Here is a 21,839-nt window from a genome sequence, read left to right as displayed (position 1 = left end):
TTTTCCATGGGGCTGGTAATTAAATTAATTATTAATTAAATTGCCGGATACCGTTATCAGAGAGAGTCACCATGAGCCCTCCCCGTGGCCGCCGGCCCGGGCGCCCGGAAACCGGAACCGGTCCCGATCAGCGCTCACAACTGCTGGATGTGGCGGTGCGACAGTTCAGCGAACACGGCATCAGCGGCACCCCGTTAAGCCGTATCGCCCGCGAAGCACGCGTTACCCCGGCATTGATGCACTACTATTTCGGCAACAAGGAACAGTTGGTGGAGGCGGTAGTGCGGGAACGCCTGTTGGCGCTGATCGCCCCCGCCCTTGACAGCATCACCGAACACGCCCCGGACGACGGCGCCGGCCAGATTCTCGACCGCTTCGTTGTGACAATACTGGAAACCGTGTCGGGTGCCTCCTGGCTTCCCCCACTGTGGGTACGGGAAGTGCTGACCGAAGGCGGCCAATTGCGCGAAATGCTGGTGCGGGAAGTGGCACCACGAGTCGCCGGCACCATCACCGATGCGATCGAACGGGATCAACGGCGAGGCCTGCTGAACCCGGATATCGAACCGCGCCTGGTACCAATATCGTTGATCGGCCTGACGATCTTCGCCCTTGCCACCCGCTCGCTGTGGTCCCGTTTTCCGGGCAACCAGAACATCGACACCGCCACCCTGATCCGCCATGTGCGCGCCTTGCTGCACGGCGGTCTGACCGGAGGATAAAGGCGTGAAAGCAATCCGCGACCACTCCGCTCCCATCACGCATTACGCTGTCGTCACCACCTTATTGCTGCTGCTCTCCGGCTGCGGCGACCAACCCGAGCCCCTGCTCGGCACTATCGAATGGGACCGCGTGGCGATCCTGGCCGAAGCCTCCGAACCGGTCATCGAACTGGCCGTGCGGGAAGGTCAGGCGGTGACCGCCGGCCAGCGTTTGCTGCGCCTGGACCCGACCCGGGTACAGGCACGGCTGGACGCGGCGCGGGCGGACCTGGCCGGGCAACAGGCCCGGCTTGCCGAGCTGGAAAGCGGCCCGAGGCAGGAAACCATCGACGCCAACCGTGCCGAACTTGCCCAGGCGCGCAGCGAACACGCCCTGGCGCGGCAGGATCTGCGGCGGACACAAACGCTGTTCGAACGGGGCAGCGTGGCTCGCGCCGATCTGGACGACGCCCGTACCCGAGTGAGCAGTCTCGGCGCTCAGGTGGACGCCCGTCAGGCACGGCTGGACGAACTGCTCGCCGGCACCCGCCCGGAACAGTTGGATCAGGCGCGTGCCGCCTTGTTGGCGGCACAGGCGGCCGTGGCGGAGTTACAGCGCCAGCGGCAACGTCTGGACGCAGTGGCCCCCACCACCGGCCGGGTGGATGCCCTGCCCCACCGGCTCGGCGATCAACCCGCCCAGGGCGCGGTGCTGGTCAGCCTGCTCGGTGGCGACGCGCCTTACGCGCGGGTCTATATCCCGGAACCCCGGCGGGCGGCGATCCGGCCCGGCGATCGCTTCCGTGTCGCCGTGGACGGCATCGACACGCCCTTCGACGCCGAGGTGCGCGGCATCCGTCAGGACCCGGCCTTCACCCCCTACTACGCGCTCAGCGGTGACGATGCCGCCCGGCTGTCCTATATGGCGGAGTTGACGCTGCTCGGAGACGCCGCCCGCGAGTTGCCGGCGGGCGTCCCCTGTCAGGTCTGGCCAGAGCAAGACGATGAGCACTGACAACGCCATCGAGACCCATGATCTGACCCGCCGGTTCGGCGACTTCACCGCCGTCGATCACCTGGATCTCAGTGTGCCGCGCGGCCAGGTCTACGGCTTTCTCGGCCCCAATGGCTGCGGCAAGTCCACCACCATCCGCATGCTCTGCGGCCTGCTGTTACCCAGTGAGGGCGATATCCGCGTGCTCGACCTGGACATCCCGAAACACGCCGAAGCGCTGAAACGCCGGGCCGGTTACATGACACAAACGTTCTCGCTGTACCGCGATCTGACCGTGCGCGAGAACCTGGAGTTCGTTGCCCGGCTGTTCGGACTGAGCCGCTCGCATACCCGCCAGCGGGTGGAAGAACTCTGCCATCGCTATCATCTGGAAGAGCTGACCGGCCAGTTGGCGGGCACGCTCAGTGGCGGCCAGAAACAGCGCCTGGCCCTGGCCACCGCGGTACTGAACCGGCCGGAACTGTTGTTCCTGGACGAGCCCACCAGCGCCGTGGACCCGCAATCGCGGCGGGATTTCTGGGACGAGCTGTTCGCCCTCACCGACGCCGGCACCACGCTGCTGGTCTCCACCCATTACATGGATGAGGCGGAACGTTGCCACCAACTGGCTATCCTGCAACGAGGCAGGCTGATGGCTCAGGGCAGCCCCGAGCGACTGAAAGCCGAGGTCGGCGCGACGCCCTTGCTGGTGGTAACGGCAACGCCGAGAAAGGCCCAGACGGTATTGCAAACATTGGACGGCGTGCGGTCCTGCGCGCAAATCGGCGCCAGCCTGCGGGTGCTGGTCTCGTCCCCGGATCAGTTACCAGCGGTACGTGATGCTCTGCATAAGGAGGGCATCGAAGGCGAGGTGGACTACACCGGGGTCAATCTCGAAGATGTCTTCGTCGCCGCCACCCACGGCCACACGGAGGGAGCATCGTGAGCGATCGTTTCAGCCTTGCGCGCCTGCTCGCGGTGGTGATCAAGGAACTGCGGCAGCTGCGCCGGGACCGCCTCACCTACGGCATGATCATCGGCATTCCCACCCTGCAGCTGATCCTGTTCGGCTACGCCATCAATATGGATGTGCGCCACCTGCCCGCCGCCGTGGTGGATCAGGCCCAAACACAAACAAGCCGGCGGGTGGTGGCGGAACTACAGCAATCACGAGTGTTCAATTTCAATCGCGCCGTGCCTCATCCGGCCACCGGCGAGGCCCTGTTGCGACGGGGAGAAGTGAAAGCGGTGCTGATCATTCCGTCGGATTTCGAGCGCCGCCGGCAAGGTCAACGACCGCCGTTGCAACTGATCGTCGACGGTTCCGACCAGGTAGTGCAACAAGCCGCCCGCCAAATCGCCCAATTCCCTTTGCGCGGCGCCACCAGCACGGCTTCGGTGGAAGTGCTGCCCTACTACAATCCGCACCGCAACGCGCCGCTGAACACCGTGCCCGGGCTGATCGGCGTGATCCTGACCATGACCATGGTCATGTTCACCGCCATCGCGCTGGTGCGGGAACGGGAACAGGGCAACCTGGAATTCCTCATCACCACGCCGCTGTCCTCGGCGGAGCTGACCCTGGGAAAGGTACTGCCCTTCATCGCCATCGGCCTGATTCAGACCTCGCTGGTGCTGCTGCTGGGAAAGTGGATTTTCCAGGTGCCGGTGCGGGGCTCGCCGCTTGAACTCTATCTGGCGGCTTTGCTGTTCATCATCGCCAGCCTGGCGCTAGGTATCTTTATTTCCACCCTGGTGCGCAGTCAGTTCCAGGCGATCCAGGCGGCGATCTTCACGTTTCTGCCGCAGATTCTGCTATCCGGCTTCATGTTTCCCTATGAAGGCATGCCCAAGGCCGCTCAATGGATCGCCGAGGTGCTGCCGCTAACCCATTTCATCCGCCTGGCACGGGGCATCATGCTGCGCGGCGCCGGACTCAGCGATCTGTGGCCGGAGTTATTGGCCCTGGCCGCCTTCGCCCTGGTCCTGCTGGTTGTCGCGGTGACGCGGGTGCATAAACGGCTGGATTGAATGCCACGCCCTGGCTGGTACACCAGGGCAACATTCTGTGGCAGCCAACCCCGCTGGCGAATTTTTCCATCGTTCGGAAGGGCTCATTCGCCAGCAGGCTGGCTCCCACAGCGGCTTCATAGCCTACCGCTCCCGGTTACCGCCGCGGCACCACCGCCAGGGTAACGGTGCTTTTCGCCACCAGTTTGCGTTCGCCGTTGTCGTCCTCGGCGAACACCTCCGATTCCGCCACCGTCACCGCCTTGCCGGCTTTCAATACGTTTGCCTCACACACCAGGGCCCGCCCCACCGCCGGACGCAACAGATTGACCTTGAACTCGATGGTCAGCGGCATGAACCCTTCCGCCATCACCGTGGCGGACGCGGCGCCGGCGGTATGATCCGCCATGGTGCCCACCACACCGGCATGGACGTAGCCATTCTGCTGATGATGGTCCTCACGCACGGTCAGCCTCGAAACCACCCGGCCGCTCTCCACGCTGACGGCTTCCAATCCAAGCAGCTTGAGAAACGGCGCGTTCATCACCCATTTGAAATCATCGGTCAGAGCCACTGTTTTACCTCCCGCCAAAAGAAAACAGCAGCATTGCCGATTCCCGCGATCATGACCATTGCCAAAAGCGACCTGCCTCGGTGGCATATTCCATGTAACCCGAAGAAACGCAACGCAATCCCATTTACAAATGAGAACCATTATTATATAAAGCTTTCTCAATCAGGCCGTCATCCGGCCCTTTCGCCGGCTCTCCTCTCCCGGAGAGGGGAGTGCCATTTTTATGGCCGCCGCCAACAGACCCTGGTGTGGTGTTTAACAGCACACCAGGCAGGCTGGCCGGCCACTTTTTATTTTTTCGAGAGGTTTGCCCGTGTTGTCATCACGTCGATTCCCTATGCGTGCCCTACCCCGCGCCATTCTGGCCGGCACCGCCACCCTTATCGCTCATCACGCTCTCGCCGAGGAACAAAGCCCGCACCTGTTGGAAGCCGTGACGGTGGTGTCCGCCGCCGGCTTCGAGCAGCATATCGCGGACGCTCCGGCGTCGATTTCAGTGATTGACCGGGAGCAGTTGGAAACCAAGAGCTACACCGACGTCACTGATGCCTTGAAGGACATCCCCGGTGTCACCGTCACCGGCGGCGGTTCCCGCCAGGACATCAGCCTGCGCGGTATGTCGCCGAAGTACACCATGATTCTGGTGGACGGCCGCCGGCTGTCCGGCCGTGAAGCCACCGCCAACGGCAACGACGGCGGCCTGGAGCAGAATTATCTGCCGCCACTGCGCGCCATCGAACGTATCGAGGTGATTCGCGGACCGATGTCCTCTCTTTACGGTTCCGAAGCCATGGGCGGCGTGATCAATATCATTACCCGCAAGGTACCGGATCAATGGCTCGGCTCCTTCGGTGCCGAAGCCACCCTGCAGGACAACTCCGAATCCGGTAACGCCCGCCAGTCCGATTTGTATCTCGCTGGCCCGCTTCTGAAGGACAAACTCGGTCTGCAGGTGAACGGTCAGGTTCGTCACCGTGATGAAGACGAGATTCTGGAAGGCTTCGAGGAACAGAAAGTGCGCGGCGGTGGCGCCAAACTGGTGTTCACTCCGGATCAGAGCAACGAAATCGGCTTGTCCTATCAGGAAACCCGCCAGGAACGAAACGGCTCACCGGGCAAATACTACGAAGAAGGTTCGGAACCCTCCCACCGCCGTTTCGACAAAGAGGTGGCCGCGCTCACCCATAATGGCAACTTCGGGAACTGGAGCACCGACTCCTACATCCAGAATGAAAAAACCGAGAACCCGGACCGGGTCGGTGAGCTGCGTAACGGCATTACGCTGGAAACCCTGACCGCCAACACCCAGGCCACCTGGTTCGGCGAGCGTCATATCATCACCGCAGGAGCGCAATACAAGGACGAGGAGCTCACCGACTACGCCACCAACCGTCTGCCCACCAGCAGCACCAGTGAGATCAGCCGCTGGCAGTACGCGGTATTTCTCGAGGACGAATGGCGTCTGACCAATGATCTGTCGTTGACCGGCGGGCTGCGCTTCAACAAGGACGAGAACTTCGGTAACCACGTGTCGCCGCGTCTGTACGCGGTATACCACCTGAATCCGGCACTGACACTGAAAGGCGGTGTTTCCACCGGCTACCGCCAGCCGTCCCTGCGCGAAGCCGCGGATGACTGGGGCAGCATCACAGGTGGCGGTGGCTATCCGGCGGGCCATCCGCGCGCCATCATCAAAGGCAACCCGGATCTGGACCCGGAAACCAGCATTAACTATGAGATGGGCCTGGCACTGGATCTGCCATCCGGTTTCGCCACCAGCGTGATGCTGTTCCAAACCGACTTCAAGGACAAGATCACCGAATACCGCGAGTGCGACAATGGCGGCGACCGCAACGATCCAAGCACCTGGAGCTGCGATTACGAAGGTCAGACCTACATGTTCGTCAGCGACCGCATCAACGTGGACGAAGCGCAAATGCAGGGTGTGGAGGCAACGCTGGCCTGGCATCTGACACCGACGGTATTGCTGAACGCCAGCTACACCTTCACCGACTCCGAGCAGAAAACCGGCGAGTTCAAGGGTGAACCACTGAACAAGATTCCGCGCCACATGGTCAACGCCGGTGTCGACTGGCAAACCACCGATCGTCTGCAAAGCTGGGTGCGGGTCAATCATCGCAGCCGCACTTCGGACTACCAATCCCGCACCAGCATGGCCGACGGCACTCCCGGGTATTCGATGGTGGATCTCGGCCTGAACTACCGCGCCAGCGAGCACCTCACGCTGAAAGCCGGCGTTTATAATGTCGGCGACCGCCAGGTGACCAACGCCGATTACGAGATGGTGCTGGACGGCCGCCGTTACACCGCCGGCCTGGTGTTGGACTTCTGATGGACCTGCAGCGACGCCGCTTGTCCCAGGGCCTGCTGGCCGCCGCCGGTTTGCTGGTGCTCCCCGGCCCGGCGGCGGCGCGCCCGGATATGACCCGCACCATGGGCACCACGGTGGCGGATACCGGCCTTGCCGGTTACCGCTTCGAGAGCCGTGTCTTCGCCGGCGCCGAAGGCCGGCGCCGGCACCGGGTGTGGCTGGCGATTCCCGACCGCACGCCGCCGCCGCCGGCCGGCTTCCCGGCGCTGTATCTGCTTGACGGCAATGCGGTACTGAGCCGACTGCGGCCCGAGTGGCTGACGGCACTCGACGAAGCGACACCGCCGGTGCTGGTGATGATCGGCTACGACACCGATCTGCTGTTCGACGGGGAGGCTCGTCATTACGACTATACGCCCGCGCCTGAAGGACAGGCCTCGGTGCGGGATGCGCGGCGGCCGCAACGGGAAGGCGGTGGCGCCGCTGCTTTTATCGAGCGGATCGAGTCCACCATCACGCCCTGGGTAGCCAGCAGGACCCAGGTGGATGCAAATCGCAAAGCGCTTTGGGGCCATTCTTTCGGCGGCCTTTTCACACTGTTCACGCTATGCACCCGGCCCCAGGCATTTGGTATTTATATGCCGGTCAGCCCTTCCCTGGGTTGGGCGGATAATCTATTGCGGCAATCACTGGATCATCTGGCGGCGCGACCGCCGGAGCGGAACATCCCGGTCTGGCTATGCCGTGGAGATAATGAGGTGCGCGTCACCGCGGAAATGAACGCGGACCAGCTCCGGCAACGGAAACAACAGGGTAATGCCGCCTTCAATCACTTCGCCGATGATCTTGATCGCATCCCGAGAGTCGAGGCGCACCGCCGTCTCTATCCCGGCCTTGGTCACGGCGACACGTTCAGCGCCGCTCTGCCGGAGGCGCTGCGCATCGTTGCCGGGCTGGCGCCGGATCCGGCCTGGTCCTGATCAGGGTATTACCTCACCGCCGTGGGAAGCTTGCTTGCAAGCGAATGGGGCTGCGTTCCAAGCATTCGCTTGCAAGCAAGCTTCCCACGGCGGCTTCGTAGCTACCCCGGAGCAAGCTTCCCACAAGGGCTTTGAGACCACTCATGTATTCGCTGGCCCATCGTTAGCGACACCCGGTTTCCCGCTCCGGTCGCCGCCACAGCCACAACAGCACCACCACCATGGTCAACGGCAGCAGGCCCTTGGCCCAGTGCGGCAGCGAGGAGAGCAGAATCAATACCACGCCGATGGACATGGTCAGTGTCGCCATCCATTTGGCATGCCGGGAGATGGCACCGTACTCACGCCAGCGGCGGATCGGCGGCCCGAAACGGGGGTGGGCCAGCAGCCACCGTTCCAGCGCCGGCCAGCCACGCCCTGCGGCCCAGGCCGATAGTAAAAGAAACTCCACCGTCGGCAGTCCGGGCAACACCACACCGAGCATGGCGGTGCCCAGCGCCAGTAACGCCAGTGCACGCCACAACAGGATACGCATGCCACTCACGCCGGGCGTGGCAAAGCCGCCATCAGTTCTTCCGCCGCTGAATTGACGAAGGCGAAAGCATCCCGCGCGCCTCGCACCGCTTGAGCTTTGTCTTCTTCACTGAACCCCAGCGCGTCCAGTTGCGCCTTGAACCGCTTCCAGTGCAGGCCGCGCCCGTCCGGGTGCCCGGCCAGGTGCCGGGCGCCATGGCTTTCGCTCAGCCCCAGTTTGTCCCGCGCCAGTTTGAACAGGAAAGCCGCACCCAGATTGGAGCCTTCATTGGTGTACAACCAGCCTACCGCCGCCGGCACACCGGCGATCAAAGCGGTGGTGCCCGCCAGGCGATCAAAGGACAGATCGGAATCGCTCACGTTCAGATCACGGCAATCCGCTTCCACTTCCGGCAAACGGGATCGCTCCGCCAGACCGGGGAATGGGCCTTGCAGCTCCTCCGCCTGATATAACGGCGCGGTGGCACATTGCAGCCGTAACTGCATGCGCAGAAAACAACGATAGCTGTGTTCGTCAGCGAACGGCGCGAAACCGGACAGACGATCATCCAGGTTTTCATGGATCTGGTGGGTGCCTTCCTTGAGGCACAAGGACAGCGGCTTCTCGACAAGATCCACGGTGTTGGCCTGAGTCATGATGATTCCTATATGCAAATACCAAGGCAATGCCAATAAACAACGGCTTCCATCAACTATGACGAGTGAGATCGGGAAAAGTACAACGCCTGGTCCACGATTTTCAGTTCCCGCACCCCCAGAACCCCGCTTTGCTGGTGCAGTTCCAACCAGGCATTGAGATAGTCGTAACCCGCGCCCAGCCATTCCAGGCGGGCTTCGTGCAGCTGCCGGCGCGCTTCCAGCAGGTCCTGATTGTTGCGCTCGCCACCGAGCAGGCTCTGACGGGTGGCTTCCACCAGGGCCTCGGCACTGGCCACCGCCTCCGCCAATGCTTCGAGGCGGGAGGCGCCACCGCGACAATCGCGGAAACGTTGTTCCACCGCCAACAATAGTTGCTGCCGGGAAGAAAGCAGCCGTTGTTGTTCGGCATCATGGCGGGCGGCCGCCTGGCGCCGGGCGGCGGCGACACCGCCGCCGGCGTACAGCGGCACTTGCACCTGCACGCCAACGCTGTCGGTATCGTAATGCTGGCCGTAGGTATTCTCGCTGTCGGAGTCGGTGCGTCGGGTACTGGCGTACAGGCTGACCGTGGGCCAGTGGCCCGCTTTCCGCCGGTCCACTTCCCGCTCCGACAGCGCCACATCCTCACGACGTACCGCCAGCACCGGGCTGTGGCGCAGCGCCTGTTCACGCCAGCGGGCCAGATCGCCGTCCAGCGGCAACGCCGACACCGCGCCCCGCGCCCGTGGTTGCCAGCCACTGAGATCCAGCCCGGTCAATTGTGTCAGACCACGTTCCGCCACCTGGGCCTGCTCTTCGGCGGCGAGCCACTCGGCTCGGGCCAGGGCCAGGCGGGAGCGAGTTTCCAGCACTTCGGTCAGGGTCCCCTCCCCTGCTTTTCGCAACGCCTCGTTGCGCTCCAGCAATGCGGTCAATACCGACGTCTGTTCCCGCGCCCAGCGGCGCCGGGACCAGGCCACCAGGGTATCGGTGTAGGCTCGCGATACCCTCACCACCAGTTCCTGCAGGCGAGCCTCGAACTCCAGTTCCGCCCTCGCCGCGCGCAGGCGGCCAATATCCCGCGCCACCCAGGCGCTGTAATCGAACAATGGTTGTTCCAGTCTCAACGAGGAACTGTAGCTGCGGTAATCCCGTTCCTCGGTTACCGGACCAAACAGCGAGTCTTGTTCCACCTCCGACCAGTTCTTGCCCCAGGAATAACTGTAGGCCAGCGTCGGCAGCAGATTGGCCCGGCCCAGCACCTTGAATTCACCGGCGGCGCGGCGGTCATGAATCGCCGCCTGAAAGTCCGGTTCGTGACGCAGCGCCGCATCGAAGGCCTGTTCCAAGGTCAGCGCCGACGCCAGCGGGCTCAAGCACAACAACAGCAGCAGCCAGGCCGACCAACACGGCCAGGCAGCAGCGAGGTGTCGCGGTCCGTGGACCGCTCCCACCGTAGGTATAGAGGTCTCCGTGCGCGCGGTCCACGGGCCACCGCTATCCCGGCTTTGGCGCTTGAGCGCTGAATCCATGGCCGTGGCTTGTCTATTGGTCTTGGAGACATGAATTCGCGCTGTATTCACTGCCAGAAGGGGCACGAAGTCGCAGTGGGAAGCTGCCTTGGCAGCGAATTGGCGTGTAAGCGTGCCAGCGTGTTGCGTGTAAACACACTGTGAGACAGCAGCGGCCCACGCACCGCGATGTGGTGGGACTTGTGTCATTGCCCCTCCAGCGCCAGCGGAATACGGTCCACCAGGGGTTTGAACAGATAACTCATCAGCGATCGCTCCCCGGTGCGCACGAACGCCTGCACCGGCATGCCCGGCTGCACCACCAGGTCACCGAGCGCGGCCCGGGCTTCCTGATCCACCCGCAACCGGGCGGCGTAGTAAGGCTGGCCGTTGTGCGGATCCTCCAGCCGGTCCGGTGACACCCGCGTCACCGTGGCGGGGATGCGTGGTGTACTGGCGCGATTAAAGGCGGTGAACATCAGCTCCACCGGCAAGCCGGCGTGCACCGAATCAATACGGTCCACCGGCACCCTGGCATCCACCCACAACGGCTCGTCCGCCGGCAGCAGTTCCATCACCACGTCACCGGGACGGATCACCGACCCCCGGGTCAGCACCTGCAGGTTCACCACCCGGCCGGATACCGGCGCGGTGATCTCACTGTGCTCCAGTTGGAAGCGGGCGTTGGCCAGCCGCTCGCTTTCACTGGCGGCCCGTAAACGGTGTTCGGTCAGCGCCTGCTCCACGTCACGGTTCTGGTTGTCACGCAGGGCATCCAGCCTGGCCCGCGCTTCGCCCAAACCGGCCCGTGCCGCCCGTGCCGCAGCGTCGCTGGCGGCCAACTCTCCGCTCAGCCGCGCCCGCTCCTCTTCCAGTTCCAATACCCGGTTGCGAGGTACATAGTCCTGCTCCGCCAACGGCCGCAACGCCGCCAGCCTTTGATCCAGCAAGGCCAGACGTTGCCGCAAACTGGATTGCCGTGCCTGTTCACCCCGCCAGCGCGCCTCGGCACCAGCCATCGCCTGCTCAAGGCCGGCGCGTTCTGTTTGCAGTGCCAGACGGCGGCTGCGGAAAAGCTGCCGTTGTGCCTCCAGCGCCGAGGCCAGTATCGGATCGGAAGTAACCTGTTGCGTCAGAGCCGGATCGAGGGCCAGGGTCTCAAGCCCTTGGCTTTCCGCTTCCAGGCGCGCGATACCGGCCACCGCCATGGCCTGATGCAACCGCGCGGAATCCAGCTCCGCCCGCGCCACCCGGGCGTCCAGTTTCAGCAACGTCTGACCTTGGCTGACGCTCTCTCCTTCCGTCACCGGCACCTCGGCCACCACACCACCGGCGGGATGTTGAATGCGCTTGCGGTAGCCATCCACGGTTACCGTGCCTTCCAGTGCCACCCCCCCATCCAACGGTGCCAACACCGCCCACAGCAGAAAAGCGGCGAACCCGCCCAGCAATATCACGCCACCCCATAACACCAGCTTGCGCTGACCACGGCGGCGCAAACCCACGCCCGGCAAGGCCTCGATCGGCGGCTCCATGCGCGCATTCATGCCCCACCCCCTTCGGCGCCGAAACTGTAAGACACACGGGGTGCCGGTTTCGCCGCTGGCCGGCGCTGCCCCATCACCTCGGCGGTAACACCGAACTTCCGCATCACGCCGTCCTTGAGCACCAGCACCTTGTCGGTGACCGCCAGCACCGCCGCCCGGTGGGTGATCAACACCACGGTGCGGCCTTGCGCCTTCCAGGCTTTCAGGGTTTCCGCCAGCGCCGCCTCGCCGACGTCATCGAGGTTGGCGTTGGGTTCATCCAATACCAACAGCGCCGGTTCACCGTACAGCGCCCGCGCCAACGCCACCCGCTGCTTCTGGCCGCCGGACAAGCCGCCGCCATCCTCGCCAAGCACGGTGTCATAGCCCTGAGGCAAACGAAGGATCATGTCATGCACGCCAGCGCGACGCGCCGCATCGATAACCGCTTGCTGAGCGCCGCCGGTCAGTTCGCCAAAGCGGGCAATGTTTTCCGCCACGGTGCCGGCGAACAGATCCACCTCCTGCGGCAGATAGCCGATCGCCGGCCCCAATTCGTCCGCGGGCCAACCGTGCAGGTCCGCTCCGTCCAAGCGCACCTTGCCGGCACGCGGCCGCCATAATCCCACCAGCGCCCGCGCCAGGGACGACTTGCCGGAGCCGGAAGGCCCAACCACGCCAAGCACTTCTCCCGGCGTCAGCTCAAAACGCACATTGGCCAAACTCGGACGTTCCGCGCCGGGCGGCATCAGTGTCAGCCCTTCCACCATCAGCGCGCCTTGCGGACGCGGCAGACTCAACCCCCGCTCCGGCCTCGGATGCGCCTGCAACAAAGCCTGCAAGCGATTCACCGCGATGCGTGTACCGCTCCACTGACGCCAGGCGCCCACCACCTGCTCCACCGGCGCCAGCATCCGGCCCACCAGAATCGAACCGGCCACCATCATGCCGGCGCTGATCTGGCCGTGGATCGCCAGCCAGGCGCCGGCGCCGAGCATCAGCGATTGCAGAGCCAACCGCAGCGCCCGCGTCACCGCGCTGATCAACACACTGCGTTCGCTGGCCAGGTGTTGATGGTCCACATAGCCATCCTGCAATTCACGCCAACGGCGGCGCAAACGGCCGCCCATACCGAGAGCCTTGATGGTGGCGGCGCCGCGCCAATGTTCCTGAGCCAGACGGCCGGCGTTGATGGACAAGGCGCTGGCTTCGTTCAACGGTGCCCGGGACCAGCGTTCGTTGACGAACGCCAGCGCCAGCAATACCAGAGCGCCCAGCAACGCCAAGGCCCCCAATAACGGATGAAACAGAAACAGCACGATCAAGTAGAGCGGTGCCCAGGGGGCGTCGAAGAAAGCGAACAACGCACTGCCGGCGAAGAACTGGCGCAGTTGATTGAGATCCGACAAGGCCTGGGCCGAGGACACATTTCCGCCTTGCAAACCATGCTGTCCGGCGGCGTCATAAACACGCTCGCCCAGTTGCTGGTCCAGGGCTTCACCGACACGAATCACCAGTAAGCCGCGCAGCCAGTCCAGCGCGGCCATCAGCGCGTACAGCCCCAGGGCGATCACCGTCAGCATCAGCAACGTCACGCCATTACCGGACGCCAACACCCGGTCGTAGACCTGCAACATATACAGCGCTGGCACCAGCATCAGCAAATTGATCACCGCGCTGAACACGCCCACGGAAACGAAAGTGCCGCGCTGCAGCATCAACGCCGCGCGCAGATCGTCCCTGGTCTTTTTCATCGCCGGCCGCTCCGCTTGGAACGGGCCGCCAACAACACCCCCAGGCCCGCGAGTAACCACCAGGACGGGCTGCCGCCGCTGCCATTGCCGTACTCGAGAACCTGCTCGTCGGTTTCCCGATCCGGCGCGCCGACGCCGAGGGACGCCACGTCGCCTACCTGGCCGCCGGTCAGCGTGCTTTCACACGTCAGGGTGTAGTAATGGGTGCCCGGTTCCGGGCTGACCCGAAGGAAACCGCTGTCGTCCTTGGCCCCGGCCCAGCCGTCACCATCATTGCCGCCGCTGGCGGTGCAGTTGGAGGCATCCACCGTGCTCCATTCCAGCAGGGCGGTGCCGCCTTCCTCGATCTCGCCGGGAGTGATGGTGACGGTGACTCGGGATTGCTCATCGTCCGGATTGAGGCTGAGCCGGTAAAGGGTACCTGTACGCGACAGCACCTTGCTGCCGGAAGTACTGAAATAGCCTCCCCCACTTAGGTTGCCTCCGTACATACGTCCGTCCAATCCCAGCGACAGACCCACCGGTCCCCGGCCGTCGTAACGCACATTACCTTGCTTATCCACGCCGTCTACAAAGCCATACACCAGTTCGAATCCATCGTCTTCCACCTGCCCGGACTCATTGATGCGGATCTGGTCCGGATTAATGCGATAAATCGCACCGCCGTAGCCCCATTCGTCATCGGCCGGCGGCTCCACCGGCTCGCCCGGTAGTGCCCTGCCGCCACTGAGACGGCCACCAGCATAGGTGGTGCCGTAGATATTGCCGTCTCCGGCCAGCACCATCGGCCCCCGTGGCTGGCTGCCGCCGTCACCACCGCTGAAACGATGCACAATGGCGAAGTCATCGCCGCTCATGGCCACGCGGTAGACCGATCCGTGGAGATTCGGGCCATCGTAATGGGGCGGATCGGACGCGTACCACTTCAGTTGGTCGTCCGCCGCGACTTCCTGCCCATGGCACAACGGCAGGGCCTCTAGAAAATGGCTCCAACCCTCTTCCTGGGTACCCGGCGTGGTGCAGATACCCAGGGAGAGATTGCCGTACACATAGCCGTCCGGCCCTTCCACCAAACCACTGAGGGTGTAACCAATAGAGTTGGCACCGTCCACGGCATTACGATGGTAGGTTTCCCCGTAGCGGGTCTGCCAGGGGATTTCTCCATCATCAAGAACAAAGGTATGCAACACCTCGAACGAGGCCGTGCCTTGCCGTGGATCGATTCGATACACCGTGCCGGTGGGTGTGGCGGGCGAAGACGGCGTTCCCGGAGCGTAGGGCACGCCCCGCACATAGGCGCTCACTCCGTAGAGCCAGCCATCGGAGCCCAGAATCATGCCGTTGGGATACTGGCGTTGCCCCTGAGGACCCGCGGAAAAGGTGTGCACGGTCTCCAGCGCCGGCTGCGCCGCGTCCAGGTTGACAGTGAACAAGCGCCCATTGCCTTCCGGCCCTTTATCCAACCCGTAGAGATGATCGTCATCGATCACCAGAATGCCATTGGGTTCCAGCAATTCCACCAGTGCGCGCGGGTGGCTGCCATCAAAGTCCAGACGCAGCAGTCGACCAGTGTCGAGTTCATCAAAAGGGCCGGCCACGCGGAAGCCCGCCACATACATTTCTCCCTTCCCGTCCCGATGGTCTTGCACCAGACCACCGCTGAACGCCTCCAGCCCAAACTCGGTCAGCTGTACGACTTGCCGGGAATGGTTAACGTAATTTTCCAGTGAAAAGATATTGTCGTAAGCGTCAATGCCATAAAGGCGGCCGTTCCTTGCCAACAGTGGCGGGACACGGGGGGCGCCCACCCCTTCATAACCGTCCGGTTTGGGGCCCCCATTGGCGGCCAGGATGGTGGGTTCCAGCGCACTGGCCGGCGGGCCCGCCAGAGCGAAGGCGCAAAATGAGAGCAAACAGAGTCCAAACCGTCGCATGTCTTGCTTCCTTCTTTTTAAAAAAAGCGGTGTCCGCCCATCAGAGAGCGAACACCGGTCAATCAGGCGGTTATGCTCAGGCCGCCAGTTCCAGTTCGGTTTCGGTGGTTTCTGGAACACCCAGCACTTCGGCAAAAGCGGAATTGAAAACCTCGGAACCAATATTGCCGTCAATGGCCGCCCACAATGCCGAGGCATCACCATCCTTCAGCCCATTCACGATCGCGTGGGTATCGTTGGTCAGATTGGGGTCATTGCGATCAATGACATCACCATTCGCGTCCAGGCCGCCATTGAGGCCGATGGTGTCCAAGCCGTCGATGGTCACCAGTTCCTCATCGAAGTAGTACAGACCATTGCTGTCCTGCTCCAGGCCAAGACCGAAGGTGATCGAACCGATTTCCCCATAGAGGGTATGAGTGGGGCTGGCGAAGAAGGTGTAGTTGAGATAAGAGCCGTCCGCCGCTTCGACGATAAAGCCCAGATCCAGACCCGCGTATTCGCCGGAGGAGGCGTACTGGGTACCAGAGAAGGTACCCAGCAGGTCCCAAAGGCCCAGGTCCACGACCGGATCAGGGTCTTCATCACCGGCAAAAGCCCCCGGGTTTTCGCTATGGTCGGCGATCTCGAAAAGGCGGTTGAAGGCGGGCAGGAAGCCATCCTGATTTTCAAAACTGCCTGTCGTTCCACTGTGCAGCCCGTCTGAACCATCCCAACCTTGGACAGCATCAGGTCCATAGGTCCCGTCATAATTACCGAACGTTGCTGAGTAAGTTACGGTTACGCTCATTACAGGTACTCCTTTAGCTCTGTTTACTGTGCCCCGTTACGGGGTAGTGACCCGCCGCTTTCCGCGACGGGGCGTCCGAGGCTGGCGGCGCGGCTGGCGCTCGATTGCTCTTTGGCCGACGGGGCCTGCCCGCCAGCAAAAATCAGAGGGAGAAGTGGCGCCGGCGGCGCACCGTCAGCAATGTCAGAACGGACAGCCACAGCAGTGACAAGGCGCCGCCGCCTCCACCGCCACCGGAAGAGCCACCGCCGCTGTCACCGCCGTTATCACCATCGCCATCTCCGCCATCTTCCGCCGGTTCCACGGTCACGGTGACACTCGCTTCCACCCGATCGTCATTGGCATCCACGCAGGCCAGGGTGAGAACGTATTCGCCATCCACGGAGGGGGTATAGATTTCGCTGCCTTCAGTGGCTTTCACTCCCGCCCAGTCGTCTTCCCCCGAGCAGTTATTGGCGTTGCTCACCGACCAGGTCAGGGTGGTGCTTTCGCCCAGGGTGAGGGTTTGCGGATCGGCGCTGATTTCGATCTCCGCGAGCACGGGCAGATCGATATCAACGGCGAACAAAGTGCCGAAGCCATCGGCGTCATTGACGGAAACGGTATTACCAACCCGTCCCCCCCGAGAGGTAGCGCCGTACAAGGTCTGCACCGTTCCATCGACGGCACCGGCGCTGAGTCCCGCCGGCAAGGCGCCATCAGCTTCCACGTCAAAGACATGCAGTACTTCATACTCGTCGTCGGAACGATCATTGGCTTGTCCGATGCGTACACGGAACAGAACCCCAGCCCCATCCACGGCGCCCTCCTCGGCCACCGTACGGCGAGTGGTGCCGTAAAGATTGCCGTCCGCCGCCAGAACCAATGGCCCCCAGGGCACACGGCCGTCGCCAACCTCTTCCCCGAAAGCATGCACAACGGCAAAGCTGTCACTGTCATCAGGCTGGAAACGCCATATCGTGTTGAAGGACGTGCCGTACAACCACGCCCCGACCTGAAGCAAAGCGTGCTGCGCGGTATGGCTGCCGTGGAAGCAGCTGTCGACACCGTTTGCTGAACACCCATCGGCCTCCTTGGCGAAGGTGCGCAGCAGTGTCACCGTGGTGGAACCGTCGGTCTCGACATTGGCAAGATCAATGGAGAACAACGTCCCCATACTTTCGTCGTCCGCGGGAATCGCCTCGGAATCACCAACGCCGTCGGACTGGTCTCGTCCCGCCAAGCCGTAAAGAACGTTCTCTTCCTGATCGATAAGCAAGGCGATTGGGCGCTGCCCAAGCGGGTAATAGCGACCTTCCGCATGGTTATCAAAGTCCACCAGCTCAACCAGTTGACCCTCCGGAGAAAGCCGGAACAGGCCGTTACCGGAGCTCCCCCCGCCACCGCCGAAATAGAGATTGCCTTGCGCATCCAGCGCGGGCACACCACGAGGCCTAAGATCCGATCCGTACTCTTCCGCCGGATTTTCCGGTGACGTGATCAAGGATGCTGGCTCCTCCCCCGAGCGCCACGCATACACGTCCGGGTCGCCGAAACACGTTTCCCCCATGCATGTTGGGTTGATGAGAAAAAGCGCTCTTTCACCATCCGTCACCAGCGGCGAAGGTTGGGATCCCGTCCCGGCCTGAGGCAGGTCGGCGGCCGCGAAGTCATCTTCCACTCCGCTTAGTGGATACGTGTAATAACTCACTAAAACGCTCGATACAGGCGGGGAGACACCGAACAACCAGGCTCTATCCTCGGATTCCACTCTGACCGGCGGCGACGCCGGCTTCATGCCGGAAGAATTGGAAAACCGATACAGCACTTCCGGCGTCACTGCCGCCAGCAGCGAAGACGACATCAATAAAAGCGTGGCGCCGACACCGGCCACAACCGGCCGGAATTTTCGTGATGAATGCGGTGTCATCGAAACACTCCTTCTTTCAGAATTTCAGTGAAACCGTGCCGGTGACGGTGCGGCCCGGCGCGATCCAGTAAGAGAGGCCGTTGAGTTCGGCGTAGTTGCGGTCGCGCAGGTTGTCCACCGCGAGCCGCAGGGTGAGGCGATCATCGGGCTGGTAGCTGGCCCAGGCGTCGTAGACGGTCCAGTCCACCACGTCTTCGTAGGCGCTGCCGCCGCGGCCATCGTTGTCTTCGTAGCGGGCCCGGGCGCCGAGCGTGAGTTTGCGATCGAGCAGCCGCAGGCCGGCGCTCAAGGTGCTTTTCTTCACCGGCGGCAACAGATAGAACATGCCGCCGCCGTTGGCGTCGCCATGGCCAGTCGGCGGACAACCGGTGAAGCAGCCAAGCGGGTAAGGGTCGTAACCGCCTCGCCCCAGATCGTGCAGGGTCCGCGTCCAGCTGGCTTCGAGGAAATAACCGCCGGCGTCATACTCGGCCTGCCATTCCAAACCGTAGAAACGCACTTCATCTTGCAGATTGACGAAGGCCAGGGATTGGGATTCCCCGTTTTCGGAGGCGGGCCCGACCACCAAGCCCTGGGTGATGTAATTCTTGACACGGGTGTCGAACCAGGCGGTTTTCATGCGCAGGCGATCGCCGTCGCGGAACAAGGATTGCCAGTTGAGATTGGCCCCCACTTCCCAGGTACGAGAACGTTCCGGTTCCAGACCGGGATTGGGAAAGAACGGAAAGGTATTGCCGACGTGGGCGCCCCACATGATCGACTCGGTGATGGCCGGCGGGCGCACGCCCTGGCCGTAGCTGGCGAACAGTTGCAATGGATTGGCCACCTGCCAGGCGGCTTTCAAAGTCGGCGAGACAAAGCCATCGTGGCGGGCCACGTCGAACTTGCTGTAAAGAAGGGTGTAGGGCGGGCGCACGCCGTCTTCGTTCTCCTGCCGCCCAACAAACATCTCGCCGTCGCCTTCGAGCCGGAACCAGTCGTAACGCACACCGCCGGTCAATTCCCAGCCGTCATAATGGGCCAGGCGCGCCGTAGTGAAGGCGCTGATCACGGAACGTTCCCCTTCCGGCGTCGGTCCGGAGAACCAGTCGCTGCCGCGCTCGTCACCGCTGTTATCCGGCTGGGTCCAGTCGTGATAGAACTCACCGCCGTAGGTCACGTCCAGTGAGCCACGCCAGTCACCAACGGGAACCTCCATGCGATTCACCAGAGTCCCTCCGACGGTGTTGGTCTCATAACGCAGATCGAATTCGCCGTAGCCATTGGCGGGGTCCGCGGGCCGGTACTCATCGTTTCTGGTACGGGTGTAGTAAAGGCTGGTATCCAGGTCCCACCAGCGGCTGCCGGGATAGAAGGCGTAGTTGATCAGGAAGGTGTCGGAGTGGATCTGGTTTTCATCGGTGGCGTCACTGCCAGACGCAGTATTGCTGCCTTCATCGAAATCCGCTCGCAGGCCGATATAACTGAGTTTCAGGGAGTGGTTGTCGGCGAAGCGCCAGGTACTTTTCAGCAGCGCGGACCACTGTTCCTGGCCGGTGAACTGGCTGGTGCCGTGCCAATAGCCGCCGCTGTTGCCACCCCGTTCGCCTTTTTTGAACGCGCCTACGTTCTTGCGGCTCACCGCCGCCATCAGATCCACATCGTCACTGGCGCGCACCGCGCCGGCGATGCTGCCGGAAAAGTAATAGGCGTTGTCACCGGTGGTGGCATTGACGCGGCCGCCGGTCTTTTGCTCCGGTTTGAGCAGATCGTCCACATCCAGAGTGCGGAAGTTGACCATGCCGCCGATCACCGCCGCGCCGCCGGCGCCGGAGCTGGGTCCTTTACTGATATCCACGCCGGCCAGCAGTTCCGGATCCACGTAGACCTGCCCATTACTGCCGTGGCCGCTTTGCTGATAGTTCTGGCGGGTACCGTCAATCATCACATTGACGCGGCCGAAGTCCTGCAGGCCGCGAATATTCACCGATACCCCCGGATCCTGACGGCTTTGCGAGGTATGCACGCCGGGCACCGCCGCCAGCACGTCGGAAGTATTGCGCGGCGGCATCCGGTCGATCTGGTCCCGGGAGATGATGGTCATGGACCCCGGCGTGCGGTAAGCCCGCCCGCGCGGATCCAGTTCACCGGTGACGGTGACCCGAGGCAAAGGGTTGGCATGGTCACCGCCCTCGCCGCCTTCCTGGCGCAATACATATTGACCCCGCGCTTCCGGCTCGGCGCTGAGACCGGTCCCGATCAGTAGCGCGGCGAACCCATCCGGCACTGAATATTGCCCCCGCAGTCCGCGAGTGTGCTTGCCCTCGGTGAGACCGGGATCGAAGTACATCACCACTCCGGCTTCCAGCGCGAAGCGATTCAACGCCGGTGCCAGGGCGCCGGCGGGTATCTGGTAGTGCCTTTGCGTCACGGATGACGCCTCGGCTTGCGCCCGGGTCTGGCCGGGGCCGCCAAGCAGAAAGGCCGCCGCCAGGATGCCCATGGCGAAGCGGGGTCGGAGACAGCGCTGCATTAATATCAATTCCCATTCTCATCCTTGTTCATCTGTGATGACGGGCGAGATCGGGAAAGGGACAGTGATTAGGGAAAATAAGACGATATGGATTCACGTTGTATTCGCGAGCAAGCCCGGCTCCCACAAAGTGGGCTGCGAAACTGCCGTGGGAGCCGAGCTTGCTCGCGAATCGGCGTGCTGTGTATCAGCGACGGCCGATCACGGTCAGCCAGCGGGTGTAATTGGTCACTTGAATCGGCAGGTAGTCGGCCAGCAGCGCCAAGGCCTGGTCGGTATCGTCGAGCGGGAAGACACCGGACACACGCAACCCCGCCAGTTCCAGATCGTCGAATCGCAACAGCCCGGATCGATAACGCGCCAATTCCTCCAACACCGTCGTCAAAGGCTGGTCGTCGGCCACCAGACGCCGGTCCAGCCAGGCGGTGGCCAGGCGTACATCGACGCCGCGCGGTGATTTGATGCTCTTTCCGTCGGTGGCGGTGCGCTGCCCCGCATGAGCATCGACGCAGGCGTGGCGGGCCGGCGGTGGCGGCGCGGCGGCGCACAGTTGCACGCTGGATTCGGTCACCACCACCGCCATGTTCCGGTCACGCAAACTGACGGTGTAACGGGTGCCCAGGGCACGAGCCGACCCCAGGCCGGTGGCCACCACGAAGGGTCTGTCGGGGTCTGGCGCCACCGTGGCGTGGACGTCGCCATCGCGCAGAATCACTCGACGCTCGTCACCATCGTAATCCACATCAACGGCGGCGCCGCTGTTCAGTATCAGTGAACTGCCGTCCGGCAAGGTCACCTGACGCTGTTCCCCAACGGCAGCGCGGTAATCGGAAGTCAGATTCAAGGACCATAGCGGCCACCAGGCCAGGCCCAGCCCAAGCAGCCCGGCCAGCGCCAGCAAACTGGCGCGGCGGTTGCGACGCACCGGCCCCAGCACTTTACCCAGCACCGGGCCGGCTTCCGGGCGATGCCGCCCGGACACCGGTTCGAGACCATGCCACAGGGATTCGGCGCGCACATAGGCACGCTCATGACGGACGTCGGCCCGGCGCCAGCGGCGGCAGGCTTCCCGTTCTTCCTCGGTGACGGCCCCGGAGTGCAAAGTGGCGATCCATTCCGCCGCCTCACGCAAAAAAGGCCCTTCGTCTTCCACGGTCACG

At 63.1% G+C, this 21,839-nt stretch carries 18 protein-coding genes; 7 read left to right on the top strand and 11 right to left on the bottom strand.

Translation table 11 applies throughout. The annotated features are described in order from the left end of the window. The first annotated feature begins 71 nt into the window (after nt 1-71). Genes A6D6_RS06450 through A6D6_RS06435 form a run of 4 tightly spaced genes read left to right on the top strand, consistent with a single transcriptional unit; the run spans nt 72 to nt 3,726 of the window. Nucleotides 72-722 carry a TetR/AcrR family transcriptional regulator gene (locus A6D6_RS06450; protein WP_159660256.1) on the top strand — a complete coding sequence of 217 codons (651 nt, stop codon included), beginning with the start codon at nt 72-74 and terminating at the stop codon, nt 720-722. A gap of 4 nt (nt 723-726) precedes the next feature. Next, on the top strand, nt 727-1,716 hold the full coding sequence (locus A6D6_RS06445; protein WP_201303710.1) for an HlyD family secretion protein: 990 nt from the start codon (nt 727-729) through the stop codon (nt 1,714-1,716). Then, a complete protein-coding gene (locus A6D6_RS06440; RefSeq protein WP_159660255.1) occupies nt 1,706-2,641 on the top strand; it encodes an ABC transporter ATP-binding protein in 936 nt (311 codons plus the stop codon). The genes A6D6_RS06445 and A6D6_RS06440 overlap by 11 nt, the downstream gene beginning before the upstream one ends. Then, nucleotides 2,638-3,726: an ABC transporter permease gene (locus A6D6_RS06435; RefSeq protein ID WP_133492922.1), complete on the top strand. Its 1,089-nt coding sequence runs from the start codon at nt 2,638-2,640 to the stop codon at nt 3,724-3,726. Before A6D6_RS06440 ends, A6D6_RS06435 begins: the two co-directional genes overlap by 4 nt. Before the next feature lie 136 nt (nt 3,727-3,862). On the opposite strand, the gene A6D6_RS06430 is transcribed toward A6D6_RS06435, so the two are convergent. Further along, the gene (locus tag A6D6_RS06430) at nt 3,863-4,279 is read right to left on the bottom strand and encodes a PaaI family thioesterase (RefSeq protein WP_133493604.1); all 417 of its coding nucleotides are present in this window, start codon (nt 4,277-4,279) and stop codon (nt 3,863-3,865) included. 337 nt (nt 4,280-4,616) lie between these two features. Between A6D6_RS06430 and A6D6_RS06425 the strand changes: the two genes are divergently transcribed. Both A6D6_RS06425 and A6D6_RS06420 read left to right on the top strand, forming a co-directional pair. Next, the gene (locus A6D6_RS06425) at nt 4,617-6,632 is read left to right on the top strand and encodes a TonB-dependent receptor domain-containing protein (RefSeq protein ID WP_133493605.1); all 2,016 of its coding nucleotides are present in this window, start codon (nt 4,617-4,619) and stop codon (nt 6,630-6,632) included. Continuing rightward, nucleotides 6,632-7,591, top strand: coding sequence for an alpha/beta hydrolase (locus A6D6_RS06420; protein ID WP_159660254.1), 960 nt, complete (start codon nt 6,632-6,634; stop codon nt 7,589-7,591). Before A6D6_RS06425 ends, A6D6_RS06420 begins: the two co-directional genes overlap by 1 nt. Nucleotides 7,592-7,754: 163 nt before the next feature. Here A6D6_RS06420 and A6D6_RS06415 read toward each other — a convergent pair whose 3' ends face one another. From A6D6_RS06415 to A6D6_RS06380, 8 genes are all read right to left on the bottom strand, one after another. Beyond that, nucleotides 7,755-8,126, bottom strand: coding sequence for a YbaN family protein (locus tag A6D6_RS06415; RefSeq protein ID WP_133493607.1), 372 nt, complete (start codon nt 8,124-8,126; stop codon nt 7,755-7,757). Between the two features lie 5 nt (nt 8,127-8,131). Further along, a complete protein-coding gene (locus tag A6D6_RS06410) occupies nt 8,132-8,761 on the bottom strand; it encodes a biliverdin-producing heme oxygenase (RefSeq protein ID WP_133493608.1) in 630 nt (209 codons plus the stop codon). 56 nt (nt 8,762-8,817) lie between these two features. Beyond that, nucleotides 8,818-10,128, bottom strand: coding sequence for a TolC family outer membrane protein (locus A6D6_RS06405; RefSeq protein WP_159660253.1), 1,311 nt, complete (start codon nt 10,126-10,128; stop codon nt 8,818-8,820). A 332-nt stretch (nt 10,129-10,460) separates the two neighbouring features. After that, nucleotides 10,461-11,801 carry an HlyD family type I secretion periplasmic adaptor subunit gene (locus A6D6_RS06400; protein WP_159660252.1) on the bottom strand — a complete coding sequence of 447 codons (1,341 nt, stop codon included), beginning with the start codon at nt 11,799-11,801 and terminating at the stop codon, nt 10,461-10,463. Continuing rightward, nucleotides 11,798-13,534: a type I secretion system permease/ATPase gene (locus A6D6_RS06395; protein ID WP_159660251.1), complete on the bottom strand. Its 1,737-nt coding sequence runs from the start codon at nt 13,532-13,534 to the stop codon at nt 11,798-11,800. The genes A6D6_RS06400 and A6D6_RS06395 overlap by 4 nt, the downstream gene beginning before the upstream one ends. Continuing rightward, complete coding sequence (locus A6D6_RS06390; protein WP_159660250.1) at nt 13,531-15,468, bottom strand: choice-of-anchor tandem repeat GloVer-containing protein; 1,938 nt, start codon at nt 15,466-15,468, stop codon at nt 13,531-13,533. Before A6D6_RS06390 ends, A6D6_RS06395 begins: the two co-directional genes overlap by 4 nt. A 76-nt stretch (nt 15,469-15,544) precedes the next feature. Beyond that, nucleotides 15,545-16,258: a heme acquisition protein HasA gene (locus A6D6_RS06385; protein WP_133493335.1), complete on the bottom strand. Its 714-nt coding sequence runs from the start codon at nt 16,256-16,258 to the stop codon at nt 15,545-15,547. A gap of 142 nt (nt 16,259-16,400) precedes the next feature. Then, the gene (locus A6D6_RS06380; RefSeq protein WP_159660249.1) at nt 16,401-17,741 is read right to left on the bottom strand and encodes a hypothetical protein; all 1,341 of its coding nucleotides are present in this window, start codon (nt 17,739-17,741) and stop codon (nt 16,401-16,403) included. A gap of 292 nt (nt 17,742-18,033) precedes the next feature. Between A6D6_RS06380 and A6D6_RS06375 the strand changes: the two genes are divergently transcribed. Beyond that, the gene (locus tag A6D6_RS06375) at nt 18,034-18,198 is read left to right on the top strand and encodes a hypothetical protein (protein WP_159660248.1); all 165 of its coding nucleotides are present in this window, start codon (nt 18,034-18,036) and stop codon (nt 18,196-18,198) included. Here the strand turns inward: A6D6_RS06375 and A6D6_RS06370 are convergent. Both A6D6_RS06370 and A6D6_RS06365 read right to left on the bottom strand, forming a co-directional pair. Continuing rightward, entirely contained in the window at nt 18,184-20,679 is a 2,496-nt protein-coding gene (locus A6D6_RS06370) for a TonB-dependent receptor (protein ID WP_159660247.1), read from the bottom strand. The genes A6D6_RS06375 and A6D6_RS06370 overlap by 15 nt on opposite strands. A gap of 187 nt (nt 20,680-20,866) precedes the next feature. Next, nucleotides 20,867-21,838, bottom strand: coding sequence for a FecR family protein (locus A6D6_RS06365; RefSeq protein ID WP_159660246.1), 972 nt, complete (start codon nt 21,836-21,838; stop codon nt 20,867-20,869). Nucleotide 21,839: the final 1 nt, after the last annotated feature.

Origin of the sequence: Alcanivorax xiamenensis (genome assembly GCF_009846745.1) — a bacterium.
Classification (GTDB): Bacteria; Pseudomonadota; Gammaproteobacteria; order Pseudomonadales; family Alcanivoracaceae; genus Alloalcanivorax; species Alloalcanivorax xiamenensis.
The sequence above is the reverse complement of the archived record's forward strand: the minus strand, read 5'-3'. Positions and strand labels throughout refer to the sequence as shown.

What these genes read in the sequence shown, in the direction of transcription:
- A6D6_RS06450 (WP_159660256.1), top strand. Translation starts at nt 72, where the DNA reads ATGAGCCCTCCCCGTGGCCGCCGGCCCGGGCGCCCGGAAACCGGAACC.
- A6D6_RS06395 (WP_159660251.1), bottom strand. Translation starts at nt 13,534, where the DNA reads ATGAAAAAGACCAGGGACGATCTGCGCGCGGCGTTGATGCTGCAGCGC.
- A6D6_RS06425 (WP_133493605.1), top strand. Translation starts at nt 4,617, where the DNA reads ATGCGTGCCCTACCCCGCGCCATTCTGGCCGGCACCGCCACCCTTATC.
- A6D6_RS06410 (WP_133493608.1), bottom strand. Translation starts at nt 8,761, where the DNA reads ATGACTCAGGCCAACACCGTGGATCTTGTCGAGAAGCCGCTGTCCTTG.
- A6D6_RS06370 (WP_159660247.1), bottom strand. Translation starts at nt 20,679, where the DNA reads ATGCAGCGCTGTCTCCGACCCCGCTTCGCCATGGGCATCCTGGCGGCG.
- A6D6_RS06375 (WP_159660248.1), top strand. Translation starts at nt 18,034, where the DNA reads ATGCCGGAAGAATTGGAAAACCGATACAGCACTTCCGGCGTCACTGCC.
- A6D6_RS06385 (WP_133493335.1), bottom strand. Translation starts at nt 16,258, where the DNA reads ATGAGCGTAACCGTAACTTACTCAGCAACGTTCGGTAATTATGACGGG.
- A6D6_RS06400 (WP_159660252.1), bottom strand. Translation starts at nt 11,801, where the DNA reads ATGAATGCGCGCATGGAGCCGCCGATCGAGGCCTTGCCGGGCGTGGGT.
- A6D6_RS06390 (WP_159660250.1), bottom strand. Translation starts at nt 15,468, where the DNA reads ATGCGACGGTTTGGACTCTGTTTGCTCTCATTTTGCGCCTTCGCTCTG.
- A6D6_RS06420 (WP_159660254.1), top strand. Translation starts at nt 6,632, where the DNA reads ATGGACCTGCAGCGACGCCGCTTGTCCCAGGGCCTGCTGGCCGCCGCC.
- A6D6_RS06415 (WP_133493607.1), bottom strand. Translation starts at nt 8,126, where the DNA reads ATGCGTATCCTGTTGTGGCGTGCACTGGCGTTACTGGCGCTGGGCACC.
- A6D6_RS06440 (WP_159660255.1), top strand. Translation starts at nt 1,706, where the DNA reads ATGAGCACTGACAACGCCATCGAGACCCATGATCTGACCCGCCGGTTC.